The 20,248-nt window shown below is 53.6% G+C and carries 23 protein-coding genes; 8 read left to right on the forward strand and 15 right to left on the reverse strand.

All coding sequences use genetic code 11. The annotated features are described in order from the left end of the window. Positions 1-70 precede the first annotated feature (70 nt). Positions 71-934, forward strand: a complete 864-nt coding sequence (locus tag ACT6RZ_RS05250; protein WP_444701129.1) for a zinc dependent phospholipase C family protein — start codon at positions 71-73, stop codon at positions 932-934. A 30-nt stretch (positions 935-964) separates the two neighbouring features. Then, positions 965-2,221 (forward strand): metallophosphoesterase, encoded by a 1,257-nt coding sequence (locus tag ACT6RZ_RS05255; protein ID WP_444701130.1) that lies wholly within the window; start codon positions 965-967, stop codon positions 2,219-2,221. A gap of 27 nt (positions 2,222-2,248) precedes the next feature. On the opposite strand, the gene ACT6RZ_RS05260 is transcribed toward ACT6RZ_RS05255, so the two are convergent. From ACT6RZ_RS05260 to ACT6RZ_RS05285, 6 genes are read right to left on the reverse strand one after another with little or no spacing between them, the layout of a single operon-like run. Beyond that, positions 2,249-3,202, reverse strand: coding sequence for a vWA domain-containing protein (locus ACT6RZ_RS05260; RefSeq protein ID WP_444701131.1), 954 nt, complete (start codon positions 3,200-3,202; stop codon positions 2,249-2,251). Further along, positions 3,202-3,738, reverse strand: coding sequence for a hypothetical protein (locus ACT6RZ_RS05265; protein ID WP_444701132.1), 537 nt, complete (start codon positions 3,736-3,738; stop codon positions 3,202-3,204). Before ACT6RZ_RS05265 ends, ACT6RZ_RS05260 begins: the two co-directional genes overlap by 1 nt. Then, positions 3,739-4,704 (reverse strand): vWA domain-containing protein, encoded by a 966-nt coding sequence (locus ACT6RZ_RS05270; protein ID WP_444701133.1) that lies wholly within the window; start codon positions 4,702-4,704, stop codon positions 3,739-3,741. It abuts the gene before it with no gap. Continuing rightward, the gene (locus ACT6RZ_RS05275) at positions 4,704-5,600 is read right to left on the reverse strand and encodes a hypothetical protein (protein WP_444701134.1); all 897 of its coding nucleotides are present in this window, start codon (positions 5,598-5,600) and stop codon (positions 4,704-4,706) included. Before ACT6RZ_RS05275 ends, ACT6RZ_RS05270 begins: the two co-directional genes overlap by 1 nt. Positions 5,601-5,609: 9 nt before the next feature. Next, on the reverse strand, positions 5,610-6,470 hold the full coding sequence (locus ACT6RZ_RS05280) for a DUF58 domain-containing protein (RefSeq protein WP_444701135.1): 861 nt from the start codon (positions 6,468-6,470) through the stop codon (positions 5,610-5,612). Beyond that, positions 6,467-7,513 carry an AAA family ATPase gene (locus ACT6RZ_RS05285; protein ID WP_444701136.1) on the reverse strand — a complete coding sequence of 349 codons (1,047 nt, stop codon included), beginning with the start codon at positions 7,511-7,513 and terminating at the stop codon, positions 6,467-6,469. Before ACT6RZ_RS05285 ends, ACT6RZ_RS05280 begins: the two co-directional genes overlap by 4 nt. Before the next feature lie 183 nt (positions 7,514-7,696). Between ACT6RZ_RS05285 and ACT6RZ_RS05290 the strand changes: the two genes are divergently transcribed. Together ACT6RZ_RS05290 and ACT6RZ_RS05295 are read left to right on the forward strand one after the other, a co-directional pair. Beyond that, on the forward strand, positions 7,697-8,470 hold the full coding sequence (locus tag ACT6RZ_RS05290; RefSeq protein WP_444701137.1) for a hypothetical protein: 774 nt from the start codon (positions 7,697-7,699) through the stop codon (positions 8,468-8,470). Between the two features lie 68 nt (positions 8,471-8,538). Next, on the forward strand, positions 8,539-9,093 hold the full coding sequence (locus tag ACT6RZ_RS05295; protein ID WP_444701138.1) for a TetR/AcrR family transcriptional regulator: 555 nt from the start codon (positions 8,539-8,541) through the stop codon (positions 9,091-9,093). A 13-nt stretch (positions 9,094-9,106) separates the two neighbouring features. Here ACT6RZ_RS05295 and ACT6RZ_RS05300 read toward each other — a convergent pair whose 3' ends face one another. Next, complete coding sequence (locus ACT6RZ_RS05300) at positions 9,107-9,745, reverse strand: TetR/AcrR family transcriptional regulator (protein WP_444701139.1); 639 nt, start codon at positions 9,743-9,745, stop codon at positions 9,107-9,109. A gap of 132 nt (positions 9,746-9,877) precedes the next feature. On the opposite strand from ACT6RZ_RS05300, the gene ACT6RZ_RS05305 reads away from it, so the two are divergent. Then, entirely contained in the window at positions 9,878-10,621 is a 744-nt protein-coding gene (locus ACT6RZ_RS05305) for an SDR family oxidoreductase (RefSeq protein WP_444701140.1), read from the forward strand. Then, positions 10,615-10,863: a DUF2798 domain-containing protein gene (locus ACT6RZ_RS05310; RefSeq protein ID WP_444701141.1), complete on the forward strand. Its 249-nt coding sequence runs from the start codon at positions 10,615-10,617 to the stop codon at positions 10,861-10,863. The genes ACT6RZ_RS05305 and ACT6RZ_RS05310 overlap by 7 nt, the downstream gene beginning before the upstream one ends. 79 nt (positions 10,864-10,942) lie before the next feature. Here the strand turns inward: ACT6RZ_RS05310 and infA are convergent, their stop codons facing one another. From infA to ACT6RZ_RS05325, 3 genes are all read right to left on the reverse strand, one after another. Continuing rightward, positions 10,943-11,179, reverse strand: a complete 237-nt coding sequence (gene infA, locus ACT6RZ_RS05315; protein ID WP_018985695.1) for a translation initiation factor IF-1 — start codon at positions 11,177-11,179, stop codon at positions 10,943-10,945. Positions 11,180-11,266: 87 nt separating this feature from the next. Further along, positions 11,267-11,473: a cold-shock protein gene (locus ACT6RZ_RS05320; protein WP_018985697.1), complete on the reverse strand. Its 207-nt coding sequence runs from the start codon at positions 11,471-11,473 to the stop codon at positions 11,267-11,269. A 286-nt stretch (positions 11,474-11,759) separates the two neighbouring features. After that, positions 11,760-13,169 (reverse strand): aminotransferase-like domain-containing protein, encoded by a 1,410-nt coding sequence (locus tag ACT6RZ_RS05325; RefSeq protein WP_444701142.1) that lies wholly within the window; start codon positions 13,167-13,169, stop codon positions 11,760-11,762. Between the two features lie 104 nt (positions 13,170-13,273). Between ACT6RZ_RS05325 and ACT6RZ_RS05330 the strand changes: the two genes are divergently transcribed. Together ACT6RZ_RS05330 and ACT6RZ_RS05335 are read left to right on the forward strand one after the other, a co-directional pair. Next, positions 13,274-13,480 carry a hypothetical protein gene (locus tag ACT6RZ_RS05330; protein WP_444701143.1) on the forward strand — a complete coding sequence of 69 codons (207 nt, stop codon included), beginning with the start codon at positions 13,274-13,276 and terminating at the stop codon, positions 13,478-13,480. 21 nt (positions 13,481-13,501) lie between these two features. Beyond that, positions 13,502-14,140, forward strand: coding sequence for an FMN-binding negative transcriptional regulator (locus ACT6RZ_RS05335; RefSeq protein WP_444701144.1), 639 nt, complete (start codon positions 13,502-13,504; stop codon positions 14,138-14,140). 93 nt (positions 14,141-14,233) lie between these two features. Here ACT6RZ_RS05335 and ACT6RZ_RS05340 read toward each other — a convergent pair whose 3' ends face one another. From ACT6RZ_RS05340 to nuoL, 5 genes are all read right to left on the reverse strand, one after another. Continuing rightward, positions 14,234-14,767 (reverse strand): phosphatase PAP2 family protein, encoded by a 534-nt coding sequence (locus ACT6RZ_RS05340; protein WP_444701145.1) that lies wholly within the window; start codon positions 14,765-14,767, stop codon positions 14,234-14,236. A 140-nt stretch (positions 14,768-14,907) separates the two neighbouring features. Then, positions 14,908-15,189, reverse strand: a complete 282-nt coding sequence (locus ACT6RZ_RS05345; RefSeq protein WP_444701146.1) for a DUF2818 family protein — start codon at positions 15,187-15,189, stop codon at positions 14,908-14,910. A 5-nt stretch (positions 15,190-15,194) separates the two neighbouring features. After that, entirely contained in the window at positions 15,195-16,640 is a 1,446-nt protein-coding gene (nuoN, locus tag ACT6RZ_RS05350; RefSeq protein WP_444701147.1) for an NADH-quinone oxidoreductase subunit NuoN, read from the reverse strand. A 16-nt stretch (positions 16,641-16,656) separates the two neighbouring features. Further along, positions 16,657-18,165, reverse strand: a complete 1,509-nt coding sequence (locus ACT6RZ_RS05355) for an NADH-quinone oxidoreductase subunit M (protein WP_444701148.1) — start codon at positions 18,163-18,165, stop codon at positions 16,657-16,659. Further along, positions 18,165-20,243 (reverse strand): NADH-quinone oxidoreductase subunit L, encoded by a 2,079-nt coding sequence (nuoL, locus tag ACT6RZ_RS05360; RefSeq protein ID WP_444701149.1) that lies wholly within the window; start codon positions 20,241-20,243, stop codon positions 18,165-18,167. Before nuoL ends, ACT6RZ_RS05355 begins: the two co-directional genes overlap by 1 nt. Between the last annotated feature and the right edge of the window lie 5 nt (positions 20,244-20,248).

Consider the following 20,248-nt stretch of genomic DNA (forward strand, 5'->3'; position numbering starts at 1 on the left):
AAAAATCGCTTTCATATCAACGTCATACAACCGTCATTGATCTGTCATCTGGCGGGCGCAGAGTGCGCACATGCAAAAGCGACATTTTCGATATTTACTGGTCCTGCTGTTACTGATCGCCATGCCCGGCGAAGCGCACGCCTGGGGCCTGTATTCACATGTCGCTTATACCCACAGTTGGATGCAGGCCTTGCCACTGCTACCTTTGCCGTGGCTGGGCGTGTTGCGCCGCTACCCTACCCTGGTGCTGGCGGGGGCTTGCCTGCCAGACCTGGCGGTGGTGTCGCGCACCTTCAATCACAGCCATGGCTGGGGCATAGGCCAGCAACTGCTGCAGACGCGCAATGACAGGCAGCTGGCACTGGGCATAGGCTATAACGTGCATTTACTCACCGATGTGGTCGCCCACCAGCATTTTGTACCCACTTTTGAGGCCAAGTGGCAGCATGACAGCCTGCTCACGCATGCCGCGGCCGAGTGGGCCATGGATGCCTACCTGCAGACCACAGACTTTCCCTCGCCTTCGAAACTGCTGCGTATACACCGCAAAACCATAGTCGAGACCTTAACGCAAACCATGCAGTGCGAGGCAAATATCGTGGAAAAAGCGGTATCCAGGCTGGCCACTGCCGATCAGGCATTGCGCCTGTCGCGTATCCCGCAATATCTGTTACGCCGCTATGGCAGGCTGGATAGCGAGTTTGAACACAAACTCGGCTATTACCGCGACCAGGTCAGCCTGGCATTGCAGGATCTGCCGCAATTGCTGAACGGCGCTTTCCCCTCCTTGCATGCCGAGCATGTCAATCTGGGCATGGAACAACTGGATGACTGGCGCCGCAAATGTCTGCAGGATGCCAGGCTACGCCCTACCCGCGCCATCAGCGCGTTTGAACATTACCAGCATCAGTGGTTTAACCAGCCAGACAGCTAGCCGGATATTCGGCAAGCTGGCAGGCATTCAATGGCACAGGCTTTTAGCCGCGATATAGCCTGGCGTGACTTGAATCTGGGGCCGCAGTCACCATCTAATGAATATCTAAGCCGCCACCCCACCACACGCCCCATGCCACCCTTACGCTTTCTGCTCACTGTCACCACGCTGGTCAGTGTTTTACACTATTACATAGGTGCACGTTTGCTCAACAGCCTGGCCTGGCCGGACTGGGTATTATGGGGTGGATGGGGTTTCCTGATACTGTCTACGCTGCTACAACCTATTGCGTTTCTGGCCCGCCGCTTTCGCGACCAGGCGCTGCGCGATATCAGCAGCTGGATCTCTATGACACTGATGGGCGTGTTTTCTTCGCTACTGGTACTGACGCTGTTGCGTGATGCCTTGTTACTGACAGTGGCTGGCCTGGATGCCTTGCATGTGCTGCAGGCGGATTTCATCGCCATCGAAAAGAATACGGCTTTACTGGCTGCCCTGGGCGCGCTGGTCATCAGTGTGATCGGGTTTTTCAATGCGCGCAGATTAGCCACGGTAGTCAAGATCAAGGTGCCATTGCGCAACCTGCCTGCCGTGTTGCATGGCTTCCGTATCGTGCAGATCAGCGATATCCACGTCGGGCCTACCATCAAGCAAGGTTATCTCTCGCGTATCGTGAATCGCGTCAATGCGCTCGAAGCTGACCTGATCGCCATTACCGGCGACCTGGTGGATGGCCGTGTCAGCGAACTCGCCAGCCATACCCGGCCGCTAGCCTCTCTGACTGCGCGCCACGGCAGTTTTTTTGTCACTGGTAACCACGAATATTACTCCGGCGCACTGGACTGGATACAGGAATTGCAACGGCTGGGCATACAGGTCTTGCTCAATGAACATGTGCAGCTGTCACATGATGGGGCGACACTGGTATTGGCGGGCGTCACCGACTACACCGCTGGCGGCTTCTACGCGCACCACCAGAGTGACCCGCATGCCGCGATCGCCGGTGCGCCGCAGCATGCGCCCAAGATACTGCTCGCGCACCAGCCCCTGAGTGCCAAAGCCGCCGAGTCTGCCGGCTTTGACCTGCAGTTATCCGGGCATACCCATGGCGGCCAGTTCTGGCCATGGAAATATCTGGTGCCACTGCAACAGCCCTATGTCGCCGGCCTGCACCGTTTAAAAGACTTGTGGGTGTATGTGAACCGCGGCACCGGCTACTGGGGGCCACCCAATCGCTTTGGTTCCCCTTCGGAGATCACCTGTCTGACGCTAGTGCCTGCTGATTAAGTACCTGCACTTGATTAAACACTGGCATCAAGCCTCTACGCGTCGGCGATAAAGCACATCGGGCAGATAGCTGGCCAGCACCAGCAGTATCGCCAGCACCAGGTAAACCGCCCGTAGCGGATAGTCGGTGACAAAACTGGCGGTGGCTTTTTTCGCCGCGATGGCACGGTAAAACCCCTCCTGGTCCTGCCCTTTCAGGTAACTGCCCTTGAACTCTGCAGACAGCTCTTTCAGGTAATCTTCTTCCAGCTGTGACAGCATGCGGTCGTATTCTGCATAAGCCACCGGCGGGTCGGGTTCATCACTGCTGGGGTCAGCATAAGTCACGCCTACGGCACCGGCGTTGTTATTCTCGCTGACCGGCCAGTAGCCTACCGGCTTGTTGGCGGTGTTATAGCGGGTGATGGCGACTTTTTCAGGGCCACCTACGCCGACAAAAGTAAAGAACTCGCCTATCTGCACTCCGCTCAGATCCTGCTTGATGGTGACGTTGACGCGCGGTGCTTCATCGCCATCAGTGAAAAACAGCATTTGTGCCGGCTGGTCCAGCCCATCGTAGATATGGGTCGCGGCATGCACGGAAAAACTCAGGCGGCTATTGCCTTTCCAGGCCATGCGCCATTCCAGGTGGTCTATACCGTCGCTGATCACATCCAGGTTCTTGCACACTTCCAGCGGCGTTTGCAGCATGGCCACGTTATCAGAGGCGAAAATGCCCAAACTGAAATAAGTGCCACAGGGCGCTTTATGCACGATCTGCTTCATCAGATGCTGGGCGTAGGCGATGCGGCTGACTTTCTTCTGGCTCAACAGCTCATCTTCGGCATTCATGCTTTGCGACACATCGGTGATCAGCAAATAATGCTGCACCTGCTGCCTGAGCTGTATGCTGGGCTTGAACAGCGCCAACAGCAGCAAACACAAGGCGAGTACATACAGCACCGGCTCATAATACTGTTTCAGCCATGCGATCACTTTCATTATGGCAACCCTATCGGCAGGTTACTCAGTTCCATATGCGACTGGTCTTTGGCGCCCGCCTGCATGCCACGCGCCATCACCGAATGCAGCAGACTCAAATTGAACTTGGCCGCTTGATCTGCCGGCTGCAGGCGCAATGACTGCTCATAGGCGATCTTGGCCTGTGTGTATGCGTAGCGTGCCTCATCCTGGAAAGAACCATCCTCATTGACCGTGCGCACCAGGCCTGACAAGAACAGATTGTTACCGATATTGAAATGGATATGCGGCAACTCGGCTTCTGGTGGCGAGACTTCCAGCAGTTGCGCATAAGTCTGCACCGCATGTTTGTAATCCGCGTGCTTGCCCTGGTCATAAGCGGCAGTAAAACGCTGCAGATAGGGGTAGTTTTTGTCTTTGATCAGGCTGCCACTCTGTATCTGCTGGTTGAGCGCCTGTAGTGACTGTAGCTGCCAGCCGAAATAAACCGCGCCTATCACCCCCGCCAGCGTGATGCTACCCCACAGCCAGTTGGCTTTTTTTGCATGTGTTGCCATTTAGTACATCCTTATATGTTTAACCAGCACCAGGCCCAGGCCCAGCACCAGAGCCGCCACAATCAGGTCTCTGGCATAATCGTGCCCGGGAATGATGATGGCGTATTGAATGACATTCTTCTCCTTGGCGTCTATCTCGCGCAAGGCAGATTCCAGTGCCGTGGCGTTATCCGCCTCAAATGCCTTGTATTTGACTTTGAGCGATCTGAAGAACCTGTCCAGCGAGATCGCTTCTGGTGTACGTTCTTCTTCATAAACGTTGTCGCTGAAAATACTGATGTCATCAGGTTCGCGCAGCACTATCCAGTACAAATTGATTTTTTTACCTGTCAGCTGTTTCTGGATCTGGTATTTCACGCGCGGGCTTAATTTACCGGCGCCATCAGACAGCAATACGATGGCACGCGAGCCGGTACTGGCGATATTCTCAAACAGGGTCACGGCGTTGGTGATACCGGCGCCGATATTGGTCTGGTTCAGGGCCGGGCCGGTCGCTGCCTGGATCGCCGAGTGTATGCCATCACGGTTGGTGGTGATCTTCATGCCATACAAGGCCGAATTGGTGAAACCGACCACGCCCATCATGTCATCCGGTCTGGAATCGATAAATGCGGTGATCAAGCGTCTGGCAGCAGCGGATTTGATCTCTGCCGCATGCCCGCCAGTGCTTTGCCCGGCAAACGGGTGATCCATACTCACACTGCGGTCTATCACAAACACGCTTTGTGCACCTTTGCCTACCTTTTGCTCCTGGTGGCTATCGCCCTGCGGGCTGGCCAGCGCCAGCACCAGGCAGAGTAACAACAGCGAAGTCGCGGTTTTCACCAGGCGGTTAGCGGTATCAGAGAACGGGTCGGCAGGGACCATCTGCAACCAGGAATAAGATTGCGCATGCCGGCTTTTTAACAGAAAAGGCACAGCGACTACTGGTAACAGCAGCAAGAACCAGGGGTGTAACCAATGCATCAGACGCCCCGTTCACAATCGCGCAGCTGGCGCGTAAAGGTTTTACATTGCTGCAGGTAGGCAGCGGCGTCATTGGTTTGCCCGCTATACAGCACCGCATTGGCCTGGGCAAAGAAAGCGTGCAGCTCTTGTTCCAGCGGTTTAAAGCCTGGCTGCTGGAGAAGGAACTCAGGCACATGTTTAGCCAGCATCTGCTGACCAAAACGCTGGTTCAAGGCATCCTGCACCAGCAGGGCGGCCTGCTTCTGGCCTTCGGCATTCGCCGGCAGTTTTTTCAGTTTGCGGTAGGCACGCGAAAAATGGCTATGCCTCATAGGCAACAAGCTCCAGTCTGCATGCCGGTATAGCAGCACCAGGCCGCCAACCACGGCCAGTAACAGGCTAATGGCCAGCCCGCGTTGCGGTGTCTGCGTGTCGAGCAAGGCCGGGCGGTATTGCGCGATCACGCTTTGTTTGGCTTTTTGTAACTGGTCTGGCAGTTGCGCCACCAGCCAGAAGCGCCAGGAAGGCAAGCTCACCGTGGCGCCACTGTTAAATGTCAGTTGCTCGGCTGGCAGTTGCAATTGCAGCGGTTTGCCACTGCTGGCGAATACCTGATAATCAAACACCAGGGTATAAACCTGTTGTCCGCCCTGTTTCTGGCTAGCTATCTGTAATTGCCTCAGCTCAACGCCATTGCGCTGCAAACCTTTCAGCGGCAGCTGGCTATCATTGAGCTGATCACCGGCAGCCACCGAGAGCCGGATAGTGCGCTGTAACACATCGCCTATCTGTATGCCGGCATAGGAAGCCGGATTATGCACACTGAGCACCTGTACCTGGGCCGCCGCGGTTTCGGCGTAGGCCAGGGTGGGACACACACAGGCGATCAACCACCCTAAAAAAATCTGTTTCATCAGCACACTCTAATGGATAAGTTGTTCAAAATAGTCCGACAGCAAGGCCGCTTCAAAGCGCCCGGAGACATACAGTGGCCGGATATCAAAGCGCGCAAACAGTTGGTCCAGCGCCTGTTTACGTTGCTCGAACATCTCGACAAACTGGGCACGTATGGCCTGACGGAAGAAAATGGTTTTTTGCTCGCCGGTTTCCGGGTCCTGCAGATTGCCAAAACCGAAGCGCGGTAAACGCTGATATTCCAGCGGGTCCCACAATATGATAGGGATGATCTGGTGATTGGCCATCAGGTTCAGGCCATGCTCTATCAGTGACAATGGCAGATGGAAATCCGATATCCAGAACACCAGGCCTTTTTGCTGACCCAATAAGCCGGCTGCCTCCCCCACACCGCTGCCATCGCGGCGGGCACTGCGAAAATCACCGAGTTCGGCGATGGTGGCGAATGACTGGTGTGCATGGTGGCCAGGCGACTGGCTCAGATGCGGGATCACATGCTGGTCATAACTGACCATGCCAAACAGGTCGCTGTTGTCGTGCGCAGAGCAGGCAATAGACGCCGCCACAGCCTGCACCGTATCCAGCTTGCGTAGCTGCCCCTGAAACTGCATGGAGCTGGACAGGTCGCACACCGCATACAGCGGTGAAGAGGCTTCCTGCTTGAACACGCGCACCTGTATCTGCTCGTAGGGGTCGCGTATGGTTTGCCGCAGATCGACACGCCTGGCATCCGGGTAATCAACCAGTGACACATGTTTGCTGAACTCATCACCCGGCCCGCGCTGTATACCCAGGTGCTCACCAGTGTGCACACTGGCTGAACGCCAGGGCACCTGGTAGAAAAAAGGCTGGGCGTAATCTGGGATCATGCTGCTTTAGCCCTGGCAGGCACACTGACTGTAGCCAGGATCTGGTTGGTCAGCTCGCGCGACAACTCGGTGCGACGGCTCTCGAACATAGGGTTAAGCACCAGCCTGTGCGCAATGATCTCATGGAACACCGCGTGTATATCTTCGGGGAACAGACTGTCACGGTTCATCAACCATGCATGCACGCGCGCTGCCTTCAACAGCATGCCCATGCCGCGAGGGCTGGCGCCGGTATGTATCAGGCGGTTAACATCTACGCTATCGAGCTGGATTCCGAAAGCCGCAGGTTTTTGTGTGGATTCCCACAGATCCAGTGCGTAGTCTTCCAGCACATCACTGGAGCGGATATGGCTTTGCAACACGTCAGAGAAAGCATTGAGCTGGTCGTAGGCCAGCACGCCCGCATCTACTTGCTGGGTCAGGCGCTCGGCATGCTGGAATTTCACATCGAACATCAAGGCCTTACGCAGCGCACGGTCTTCAGGGATCTCGATAGGGATCTCCATCATAAAGCGGTCACGCGCCGCTGAAGGGATCTCGAAGGTCTCATTTTTTTCCACCTGGTTGCGGTCAGCAAACACCAGCATGTGCGGCAGACGATATTCTTTTTTAAATGCGCTGATATGGCGTTCAGCCATCACCCGCAACATCAATGCATGTACTTGCGGCCTGGCGCGGTTGATCTCGTTAAAGAAAAACACTGACAGTTGCTCACCGGCGCGCAGCAAAGGCCCCTCTTCCACTTTCGGCCTGCCATCCTCACCGAGGAAAGTATGGTAGATCAGGTCGTTCGGCATGAGATCGACCGTGCCTTCAATACGCTCGTAGGCGCCACCCAGACCACGGGCGATAGATTGCAGCAAAGTGGTTTTACCTACGCCTACACCCCCCTCCAGCAGCACATGGCCACGGGCAAAAATAGCGATATTGATGGCGCGGATTGCCTTGTCCTGGCCGACCACTACTTTCTTCACTTCGTTTTCGAGTGTCAGCGCATGATCGCGCCACTCGGTCAATTGTGTTTCGATTGATACGGATGTCATGGTTATCCCTTGTTTACAAATTCAGCCGGGGCTATGATGCCAAAGTAGCTTATGGAAAGGTGTTGAAGAACTGGTTGCAATTTGTGGTACGCCACGTTAATATGCAGACAGGTCTGTTCACTTACTTTCTAGTCTACTGCAGCCATCGAAAAAAAAGCAAGAAGATTTTTAGGGGTTATCAGCGTGAATGTACTAGCGATTGTGAATAAGACGGGGCAACGTGGTATGCGTACCGCCAGGGCTTACGCCGCCCAAGGCCTTTGGCAACTGGGGCTGAAGCAGTGGAGCAGGCAGGCGCCGTTCTACCGGCTGCGCCACCAGCTGGTGAGCTGGAACACGCAGCGCGTGGCAGCCTCTGGAATGGATGCCGCATTGAATGCGCAGGATATCTCGCATATACGCCATTTGATAGAACAGGCGCAGCAGCAGTCGCTGGCACCGGTGTCGCCCACCCTGCTAGACCAGTGGTTTTTTCAGGCGGTGGGTGCAGTGCGTGTGCAGTCGCAAACCGGTGTAGCAACTGCCTGGCATCTGTTTGAACAGTCTGTGCATGAGCAGTTAGGCGCGCCAGCATGGCAACGCTCACTGTCTTTAGGCCTGCTGGTGACGTTGTGCGTGGTGTGGATGAGCATGGTCGCCCCGGTGCAGCAACCGGCAGCAATTGCTGAGTCGCCTTATGAAGAAGCGCAATTGAGCGACACCAGTGGTACGCCTGACCCGGTGACCATCAGTCTGCTCAATCTGGCCTACCAGAAGATGCAAAATGGCAGCTGCCAACTGCCGCAGGCAGCCATGCTGCCCGATGCACAGCGTCAGGCGTTTATCATGTTTGTGACCAAGGGCAAGGTAGATGTAGCGCATGTAGAGCAATTACGGCAGGCGCTGGGCTATGTCAGTTGCCTGTATCCGCAGGAACTCATGCATCCGCAAGGACGTGATCGTGGTGAAAGACTATAAGCAAAAAATTCGGGATATCCCAGCAATGGGAAAAAAATGACCAGAAGTTTGGTAAAAAAGGATAAGTGATGAACATGCGAGAGAAAATATTAACCATTGCCAGCAGCCTGTTTGATACCAGAGGCATACAGGCTTCAGGTGTTGATACCATCATCATGGAAGCGGGCGTCGCCAAAGCCACACTGTACAAGCACTTCCCCAGCAAAAACCAGCTGATCACAGCCTATCTGCGTGACAAGTCTGATAAATTTTATGCCTGGCTGAATGCACAACTGGCGAACCAGAGAACTGAATCGATAGAACTGCTGATCCAACTGTGCGAACTGCTGGAACAATGGATCACGCAGCCGGAATTCCATGGCCTGCCGTTTCATATCGCCGCCGTCGAGTTCCCTGATCCTGAACACCCTATCAATCAATACTCGGCGGTACTTTCGGTAGAGCTGCAGACCTATTTGTGCAAGATCGCCCGCAATGCAGGTGCCAAAGACCCGGAAGCACTGGGCCAGCAATTAACCATATTGTTTGAAGGTGCTGCGCTGGTAGAACGACTGGCACCGAATACCGGCGCCGCCAGCCGTGCCAAACTGGCTGCCATCACCCTGGTGCACAGCGCCACCTGATTTAAAACAAAGCCTATGTGTGCGCCTGCTGCGTGGTGCCCACATAGGCTGTTATAAGCTCGCTAGCCATTTTTACCATCGCCAGCAATTCTGCCTGCGTTACCCCGCTTACCGCTTGTACTGTCATCCCCTGATGCAAGGTCATCACCAGCCTGGCCAGTGCCACAGCATCGGCGTCAGCAGATAGATCCCCTTCTGCCCTGGCACGTTCAAAACGTTGCGCCAGCTTTGCTTCAGTAGTGTTGCGGTAGCCACTGAGCAAGGTCTGCATGTGCGCAGCTTCTGCGCTGCAAGCCAGTGCTCCCTTGGTGACCAGACAGCCGGCAGCATGACTGCCCTCCGCCAGCATATTGGCTGCCTGCGTCAGCAAGGCATGTATCACCTGGGCGGCGGTCGGCTCCTGTAACGAGGTGGCGATAAAACCGGCAGGCCCTTGCACATAAGCGTCCAGCGCTTTCTGAAACAACGCTTCCTTGCTGCCATAAGCCGCATAAATGCTGGCTTTGTTCATATCCATAGCGGTCATCAATGTCGCCATCGAAGTCCCTTCATAGCCATGCTGCCAGAATGCATGCATCGCTTTTTCCAGCGCCGTATCGTAATCGAACGCCACTGGCCGACCGCGTTTTTTGGGCATCACCGGTTCATTCATCTTATATTCCTGATTGATTTTTAATTATTATACCACTTGGTATAAAATATGTTGACACCTTTGAAATTGGACAGTATTATTTATTTACCGATTGGTATTTAATTTAAACAAAGTCAAAAAAGGAAACTCAACATGAGCACTACTCAACAACGTATCGCCTTTATCACCGGCGCCAACCGCGGCATAGGCTTAGAGACTGCCAAACATCTGGGCGCGCAAGGTATTAAAGTCATTATTGGCGCGCGTGATAATGCCAAAGGGGCTGAAGCTGTGGCACAACTGAAAGCGGCAGGGGCAGATGCTGAATATCTGCACTATGACGCGGCACTGCCGAACTCACCACAGGCAGTGGCCGCAGCCTTGCAGTCGCGCTTTGGCAAGCTGGATATCCTGATCAACAATGCCGGCATATTGAAAGAAACGCTGATCGGGCAGAACAACACCCTGACCGTTGACCAGGAAACGCTGAGAACCACGTTTGAGGCTAACTTTTTTGCCGTGGTGTCGTTGACACAAGCCTTACTGCCTTTATTGCAAAACTCAGCCGCAGGACGTATCGTTAACTTATCCAGCATACTAGGTTCGCAAACCTTGCATAGCACACCAGAATCGCCTATCGATGTGGCTAAAGGCCTGGCTTACAACGCTTCAAAAACCGCACTGAATATGTTCACCATCCACCTGGCACATGCCTTGAAAGACAGCCATATCAAAGTCAATTCTGCGCACCCTGGCTGGGTTAAAACCGAATTGGGTGGCGAGAACGCGCCTATGGAGATCAGTGATAGCTGGAAAACATCGGTGAGGCTGGCGACACTGGACGATAACGGGCCAACTGGCGGTTATTTTCATGAAGACCAGGCATTGCCATGGTAAGTAGCAGCAAGTCGCGGCTGGCCTTGAAACGGCAACTGCTATTCGCGCTGCTGATGTCACTGGTGACTGTGAATATTGTGAGCATAGCCATCCTGCTCATACACGGGGTACCGCTGGCGCTATTGTTTGAAAAATGGCTCACCAGTATCGTGGTGGCATGGCCTATCGTATTTATCAGTATTTTGCTGGTGGCGCCGCACTTGTTACGGCTGACGGAACGGCTGGTTAAAGACCACGATTAGCCATGGTTTTTAAGGGGGGCTAGCGCGAGGCTGGACTGCCAAGCCTGGCAGACCTGCTCGCATGAGACTGACGGGCAGGTTAGAAAGGCTTACGTGGTTCCAGGTGACGGAAAATAATACGGCCTTTATCCATATCATACGGTGACATCTCTATGGTGATCTTGTCGCCGGCCAGAATACGGATCTTGTGCTTGCGCATTTTGCCGCCAGTATAAGCGATCAGCTCGTGACCGTTATCCAGCTTTACGCGGTAACGCGCATCCGGCAAGATCTCGGTGACTGCACCCTGCATTTCAATTAATTCTTCTTTTGCCATTCAGCATCCTTTAAAAATAAAAAAGCCCGGAATTTCCGGGCCCTTTTCCCGTAGGCCGGTTAACCAGCCTTGCGGACGTAAACTGAATTATTCAATGATTTGAATATTTGCAGCTTGTTTGCCTTTAGGGCCAGTAGCTACTTCAAAGCTCACGCGTTGGTTTTCTTTCAAAGTTTTGAAGCCTGCAGATTGAATCGCAGAGAAGTGTGCGAACAGATCTTCGCCGCCATTGTCAGGAGTGATGAAGCCAAAACCTTTTGAATCGTTAAACCATTTAACTGAACCTGTTACCATAATAAATCCTTGAATGAAAATTGATAATTCGGGCTAATGCCCATAACGAGGATCAAGATGGCGGGAAGTAACGATACACCAAAAGATAGAACCATAGAACAACGACACTACTTGAACTTCGTGAGGGCACACTATGCACGGAATATTCAGGATTGGCAACAAGAATTTGCTAAACCTTAAAAAATTCAAAAAAATCATTAGATTTCAAGGCCTATCGGCGATTAAAGCAGTGATTCTGGGTGCCTGATGGACCATGATTTCGAGCATATTCGGCCATTTTCAGCCCTTAATGCGCACGCAATAATGCAAAGATCCTGGGGTCGTCACAATGCGCTACATTAAAGCGCAACCAGGATGACGGCTCCTGGTACGGTCTGAACAGATTACCCGGTGCCAGCATGATATTTTGTCTGGATGCCATGGTCGCCACCTCTGCCGCACTTCGCCCATCTGCCAGCTGTGCCCACACGAACATGCCGCCTTCAGGTTCGGCATGGATAAGCAGACCACAGGCTTCCAGCTCTCTGATCACCTGACCGCGCTTGACCTCCAGCCGGGCGCGTATTTTTTCAATATGTTTACGATAGCGGCCTTCTACCAGTATCTGGTGCATGATGCGCTGATTGATCTCCGAAGTGGTGAGCCCGGACAGCAGCTTGATATCCAGCAACCGCATGGCCAGCTCGCGATGGCATGCAATAAAACCGACCCGCATGCTGGCGGAAATGGTTTTGGAATAGCTGCTGACATAAATCACACGGTTCAGCTGATCTAGCGCCGCCAGTCGCGTCGCATGCTGCGAGTGAAAATCACCATAGATATCATCCTCGACGATATATAAGCCGGACTTTTCTGCCAGTTGCAGCAGCTGGTGGGCGATCGCCGCACTGGTGCTGGTGCCCGTAGGGTTATGTAATACGGTGTTGGTGAAGAACAGTTTGGGCCTGTGAGTCTCAAGCAGTTGTTGCAATACGCTGATATCCGGGCCATTGCTCAGGCGTGGCACCCCTACCAGCCTGGCGCCCAGTGATTTCAGGTAGCCAAACAAAGTGTAATAGCCCGGGTCATCCACCAGCACTACATCACCAGGCTGGATAAATAGCCTGGCTACCAGATCCAGCCCATGCGATGCGCCATTGGTCATGATGATCTGCTGCGCATCCGCACTGATGCCGATATCAGCAAGATTCTTTTGCGACAGTTGCTGCCGCAGCGGCAGGTAGCCGCTGATATCGCCATAAGCGGTTAAAAATGCCCCCGGCTTGCGCGAAAGCTCATGCAGGCTTTTCTGCATGACTTTTTCATCCAGCCAATCGCCAGGCAGCCAGCCACAGCCTGGCCTGATCACATCGGGCACATCCCGGAATGTGTTGTGCAACAGCCACAGCACATCATCTGCACGCTCAAGAAATGTAGTCTGGGTCGGAGTTTCCTGCGTTTTTGCCAGCGGCGCGACATAAAAGCCCGAGCCACGCCTGGACAGCAGATAGCCCTGCGCGACCAGCCTGTCGTAAGCATCAACCACGGTAAAGCGGCTGATGCCATGCTGCACGGCGAAATCGCGGATGGAAGGCAAGCGCGTCCCGGCTCGCAATACCCTTTGTTCCACCAATTGCTTGATGCCAGTGACCACCTGCTCAACCAGCGGGATGGACTCTAGCGGATTCAATGTGAGCAGTGCTGACGTAACTGGCATGGTAAGAGACCCTGTACAGTGCATTTAATTGTTTAACAAATTGTATATGTAGTGTACATGGATTCATGCTTATGATGCGACTGATATCAACCCTGAGAGTCAGAATGAAATATTTCATCATCTGTGTAGCAGTGGCTGGCATCTGTATATCTGTATTGCCGGGCAAACAGTCTGCAGACATACACATGCAGGCAGATGACACTCTAGTTGGTGCATGTATGGCCAACCTGTCTGCAGGCGCTGCCTGCCCGCCTTCTGCACAGTCACAGCACAAATATGTACTGGTCAGAGGCCAGCTGCTGCCGCTATAGGCAGTGGCATCCAGTTGACGCATGTATACCCCCGCACACTTTAGCGAGACAGATAGTGATGCCTTGCAGGCGATCATGCGTAGCTATCCACTGGCAACGCTGGTGTGTGCCTCGGCAGACACCATGCATGCCAATCACCTGCCCCTGCACTTCAGCGCGCACGCCGACACACCAGGCAGGTTGAGCGGACACGTGGCCAGGGCTAACCCACTCTGTGCAGAGGGCATGGATGGCAAAGAGGTACTGGTGATCTTCCATGGCCCGCAGGCTTACATCTCGCCTGCGTGGTATGCTACAAAAGCACGCACCGGCATGGTGGTGCCCACCTGGAATTATGTGGTGGTGCATGCGCACGGCACCCTGAAACTGATAGATGACGCCCGCTGGCTGCATGCGCACCTGGCAAGGCTGACCGCAGAACTCGAAGCCGGTTTTGAAACACCATGGCAACTGGCAGACGCACCCACGGCATTCATCGATAAACTGATACAGGCCGTGGTGGGCATAGAGATAGAGATCAAATGCCTGACTGGCAAATGCAAAGTCAGCCAGAATCAGCCAGTAGAGAACCAGCTAGGCGTGATACAGGGACTGGCTGAGCTTGATCAGCAACAAGCGCATGAAATGGCGGCGACTATCGCCCGTAGCAATCATTTGTGAGGGATACTCAGCTGGCATGCTGCCGGCATTGATATCGCTTTCAGACAACAAAAAACGGATGCCAGTGCATCCGTTCTTTAATCTGATACTGGCTTAAAACAGTGGCGAATACAAGGCGACCAGCACATAGCCTATGCCGGCACCGGCCAATACATCACTCGGGTAATGCAACCCTAATACCACCCGCGACATACCGACCAGCACCACAAACGGGTAAATGATGGGAAACAGCTGCGGATAATGTTGCACAGCGACCATACCGAAAGCCACGGCGTGCAAGGTATGACCTGAGGGAAAGCTGAAATAATCCAGTGGCGTACCGCTTAACAATACATCCTGGCGCACCTGGAATGGGCGCGGGCGGCTGGTCCTGTGCTTGAGCCATTTATATACCAGCGTGCCGGTCAGACCTACCGTGAGCATTTGCAGGCAGACAAACAAACCAGCCTGCCCCTGCGTCAGTGCGATCACCAGCATCAGCAGATACCAGAACATGCCGTCGCCCATGCGAGAGATGGCACGAAACGAGTGGCGGATAAAACGATATTGCCCGGTGTGGCTGACTTTGACACACAGGCGGCTATCCACAGACTGCACCCATCCCAACGTTTGTTGTAGTTTTAGCATCACAGGTCCTTTCCGGGGCTACCCCGGCTATGCTGGAGTAAACCGACTACTTAGGTGTAGCCAGTGTGACTGTGATGCTTGAAACTATCGTGAAGGATTCGTGAAACAAATATGACGCGGTGCTATTTCTACAACACGCGCTATTTCCACAGCATGCGATAAACAAAGCCCGGAAATGAAAACACCAGGAACAGGCACAGGGTGATAGAGTAAAACTCCCAGCCCTGCGGCCAGACCTGGCCCATGACCAGCTGCTCAACAAAATAGGCGATCACCAGTGTGATGAAGTAAGCAGGTAACAGCACGGCAAAGCGTTGCCATAGCTGGTTGATGTGACCTGCGACGCCCAGCCATTTATCCGAGATCCAGCCCAGATTGGCCATAAACAGCATCAATAGCAGATATAAGGATTTAGTTAACATAGGCTTTACTGCAAACTCATCAACAGACTACGGCCGCAGACACTGAGCAAGATCTCGGGGAACAAGCCTAGGCCCAGCAAGGCCAGAGAATGTACGCTTAATACAAAGCGCATGTCCACCGGGGCAGTCAGCGGCGAGTTATCCACTGGTGCGTCGAAATACATTTTGCGTACGATATTCAGGTAGTAGAAAGCGCCTATCACTGCCATCAATACCGCCAGCACCACCTGCCAGGTGAACCCGGCCTGCCATGCCGCTTGCAACACGGTGAACTTGGCGTAGAAACCAATGGTAGGCGGAATGCCTGCCATGCTGAACATAATGATCAACATCAGGAAAGCAAACCACGGGTGACGCTGGTTAAGGCCTTTCAGGTCATCGATCTGCTCGGCTTCAAAACCCTGGCGGCTCAACAGCAGGATAATGCCGAAACCCGCGATCGAGGTCAGCACATAGGTGCTGATATAGAAAAAGCTGGAGGCAAAGCCATTGGCATTCGCACTCATCATGCCAAACAGGATAAAACCTACATGCGAGATGGTGGAATAAGCCAGCATACGCTTGAGGTTGGTCTGCACAATGGCACTGAAATTACCAATGATGATAGAGAGGATAGCCATCAGCATCAGCATATCCTGCCAGTCTTGCGCCAGCGGATGCAGGCCTTGTACCAGCAGACGCACTGTCATCGCAAACGCGGCCAGCTTGGGCACAGAGCCTATCAGCAGGGTCATGGGCGTGGGCGAACCCTGATACACATCCGGCACCCACATCTGGAAAGGCACAGCGCCAAACTTGAAAGCGATGCCAGACACCAGGAACACCAGCCCCAGGATCAATACCGGGCTCTTCTCCTGCTGCAATATGCTATTGGCGATATCACTGACATCCAGGCTGCCGGTCATGCCGTAGATCATGCTCATGCCGTACAGCAGCATGCCGGAAGCCAGCGCCCCCAGTACAAAGTATTTCATGGCTGCCTCTGAAGCGCGCGGATTATCGCGGTCAAACGCCACCAGTGAGTACAGACACAGTGACAGCAGTTCCAGGCCGATATAAATCGTCAGCAGGTTATGGCCGGAAACCATGATCATCATGCCCAGCAGGCCAAACAGCACCATGGCATAAAACTCACCACGGTAGAGATTGCGGTCCTGCAGGTATTTGCGGCTATAGACAAAGATCAGCGAGGTGCCCAGATACATCATCATCTTGATCACGTCTGACAGCGTATCGTCTATGAACATATGCGAGAAGGCAAAGCCTACCGCAGGTGTATGCGTTTTAAAAGTGAAGAACGCCGCTGCAAACAGCGTGAACTGGCTCAGGCCATAAATGATGGAACGGTTTTGCGGCAGGATAAATAGATCCAGCAGCAAAATAAACATGGCCATGCCGAGCAATACCAGTTCCGGCAACAGGGCGAGCAAATCGAATTGCATATTATCCATTTTCTTACATCCTGCCTTAATAGCCTGTGACCGGCAATTTTGAGATCGCCATATGTTTCAGGAATTCGCTACTGGTCGCCTGCATGACCTCGGTGATCGGGTCTGGATACAGACCAAAGCCTATCACCAGAATAGCCAGAACGCCGAGGATGAGGAATTCGCGTTTATTTAAATCTGTCAGCTCTGCCACATGGTGGTTGCTGACGTCGCCGAAGAATACGCGCTTGGTCATCCACAAGGTATATGCCGCGCCAAAGATCAGCGTGGTGGCAGCCGCAAAGCCTACCCAGAAGTTGAATTTCACTGCCGCCAGTATCACCATGAACTCACCGACAAAGCCTGAGGTGCCTGGCAGACCGCTGTTGGCCATGGCAAACAGCACCGCGAACCCGGCAAATACCGGCATTTTGTTGGCAACGCCGCCATAGGCCGAGATCTCGCGGCTGTGTACCCTGTCATACAGCACACCTACACTGAGGAACATGGCAGAAGAAATAAAGCCGTGCGAGATCATCTGCACCATCGCCCCTTCCAGAGCGAGCTGGCCAAACATGAAAAAGCCCAGCGTGACAAAACCCATGTGCGAGATAGAAGAATACGCGATCAGTTTCTTCATATCGGTTTGCACCAGGGCCACCAGCGCGATATAGACGACGGCGATCAGCGACAGCACTATCATCGCGGTGCTGAAATAATGCGAAGCATCCGGCGCGATCGGCATGGCAAAGCGCAGGAAACTGTAACCACCGAGTTTCAGTGCGATGGCTGCCAGCACCACAGAACCGCCGGTAGGTGCTTCCACGTGAGCATCCGGCAACCAGGTATGCACCGGCCACATCGGGATCTTGACCGCGAACGCCATAAAGAAGGCAATAAAAATATAAATCTGCGCCTGCATGCTGAGTGGCAGCAGGTAGTAATCGGCCAGCTCAAAACTGCCGGTCTGGTGATACAGGTGTATAAATGCCACCAGCATCAGCAAGGAACCGAGCAAGGTGTACAGGAAAAACTTGACCGTGGCATACACCCGGTTAGGCCCACCCCAGATACCGATCACCAGGAACATCGGGATCAGCATCGCTTCCCAGAACACGTAGTAGAGTATCGCATCCAGCGCCGTGAACACCCCTATCATGATACCGCTCATGATCAGGAAAGCCGCCATATACTGGGCGATATGCTTGGTGATCACTTCCCAGCCGGCCAGCACCACGATCACGGTAGTAAAGCTGGTCAGCAGCACCAATGGCATGGAGAAGCCATCTATGCCCAGGTGATAATGCATATTGAATGCAGGCACCCAGGGCAGCAACTCTTCAAACTGGAAGAAGCCATCCTGCACATCAAACATCGTGTACAGCGGGATGGTGACCAGGAAACTGGCCAGGCTGCCCGCCAGCGCCAGCCAGCGCGTCAGTGTCGCCTTGTGGTCGCCCCCGAGCAGCAATACCAGCACGCCGGAGAATACCGGCAGCCAGACGGCCAGACTTAACCATGAAATACTTGTGAGGTCGGCTTGCATCATTAATTGATTTTTATAAAGAAAGTCATGAGAAGGAATACGCCTATGATCATTGCAAAAGCGTAGTGATAAATTAAACCTGATTGCACATTACGTAATCTGGCTGCGATCTTGCCCATGGTCCTGGCAGTGCCATTCACCATCGCGCCATCGATCAGTGTGATATCGCCGAACTTCCACAGCAAGCGGCCCAGGTAACGCGAACCACCGGCAAAGAATTTCTCATTAAAGCTGTCGAAACCGTATTTGTTATCCAGTATGCGGTAAATCAGGTCAAAGCGCTGTTTGATCGCAGCCGGGATATCCGGGCGCTTCATATAGAAGAACCAGGACAGCAACACGCCAGAGGCCGCCAGAATAAATGGCAGGCTGGCAAAGCCATGTATCGCCATGCCGGCCGGGCTGTGCATGAACTCATGGTAGTGATGCGCCAGGTGTTCCATCGCCGGATGCGCTTCAGCATCGACAAAGATCACGTTCTTGAAGAAATCGCCAAACACCATGGGTTCCAGCGCAAAATAACCGATCAGCAACGATGGGATAGCCAGCAGGATCAATGGCAGTGTCACCACCCAGCCCGGCTCATGCGGGTCATCCTCAGGGCCCAGGCCGTGGTGATGGGCATCGTCATGCGCGTGATCGTCAGCATGCGCATCGTGCGTCTCATGTGCATCTTTGCTGTCATGGCTAGGTGCTGCATGCGCGTGCGCTGCATGGCGCCATTTCTCCTCACCATGAAACACCAGGAAATACAGACGGAAAGAGTAGAACGCCGTCACGAATACACCAACGATCACGGCAAAGTAGGCAAAGCCGCTACCGGGGATATGCGACAACTCGACTGCTTCTATGATGCTGTCTTTGGAGTAAAAGCCGGAGAAGAACGGCGTGCCTATCAAGGCCAGCGAACCTATCAGCGAAGTGATCCAGGTGACAGGCAGGTATTTTTTCAGGTTACCCATGTTGCGGATATCCTGATCATGGTGCATGCCCATGATGACAGCACCCGCACCCAGGAATAACAACGCCTTGAAGAAAGCATGTGTCATCAGGTGGAAAATAGCCACTGAATAAGCTGAGGCACCCAGCGCGACCGTCATATAACCCAGCTGTGACAGTGTGGAATAGGCCACCACGCGCTTGATATCGTTCTGGATGATGCCGAGGAACCCCATGAACAAGGCGGTGATCGCGCCTATCACCATCACTGTCGACAAGGCAGTGGTCGATAATTCATATAGCGGCGACATACGCGCAACCATGAAGATACCGGCGGTGACCATGGTCGCCGCGTGGATCAGCGCAGAGATCGGCGTTGGGCCTTCCATGGAATCCGGCAGCCATACATGCAGAGGCACCTGTGCCGATTTACCCATGGCGCCAACAAACAGCAGCAGGCAGGTGACTGTCATCAGCGACCAGGAATAGTTACCCAGCAGATTGACCTGTGCCCCGGCCAACGAAGGCGCACGCTCAAATACGGTGGCGTAATCCAGGCTGCCAAAATAATAGAGCACCATGCCTATGCCGAGCAAGAAACCAAAGTCGCCCACCCGGTTGACCAGGAAAGCTTTCAGGTTGGCGTAGATCGCCGTTGGCCGTGTGAACCAGAAACCGATCAGCAGATAAGACACCAGGCCTACCGCTTCCCAGCCGAAAAACAGTTGCATGAAGTTATTGCTCATCACCAGCATCAGCATGGAGAAAGTAAACAGCGAGATATAGCTAAAGAAACGGCTGTAGCCCGGGTCTTCATGCATATAGCCTATGGTGTAGATATGCACCATCAGTGACACGAAAGTCACCACCACCATCATCATGGCACTCAGGTTATCGATAAGGAAACCGACTTCAAAATGGATGTCGCCGGAATTTAGCCAGGTGTACACCGATTCATTGAGGGTAAAGCCAGCCAGCGTCTGGCTGAGTATGTTCACCGACAAGATAAAAGCGCCGCCTACGCCGGCAATGGTGATGACGTGTGCAGCCCAGCGTGGCAGGTAGTTGCGCAACAAGCCGACCACCGCAGCTGCCAGCAGGGGCAGCAGGGGGATAAGTATCAGGATTTGTTTTATTGTCATTGCAC

The organism is Methylophilus sp. (assembly GCF_052437885.1).
Taxonomy (GTDB): domain Bacteria; phylum Pseudomonadota; class Gammaproteobacteria; order Burkholderiales; family Methylophilaceae; genus Methylophilus.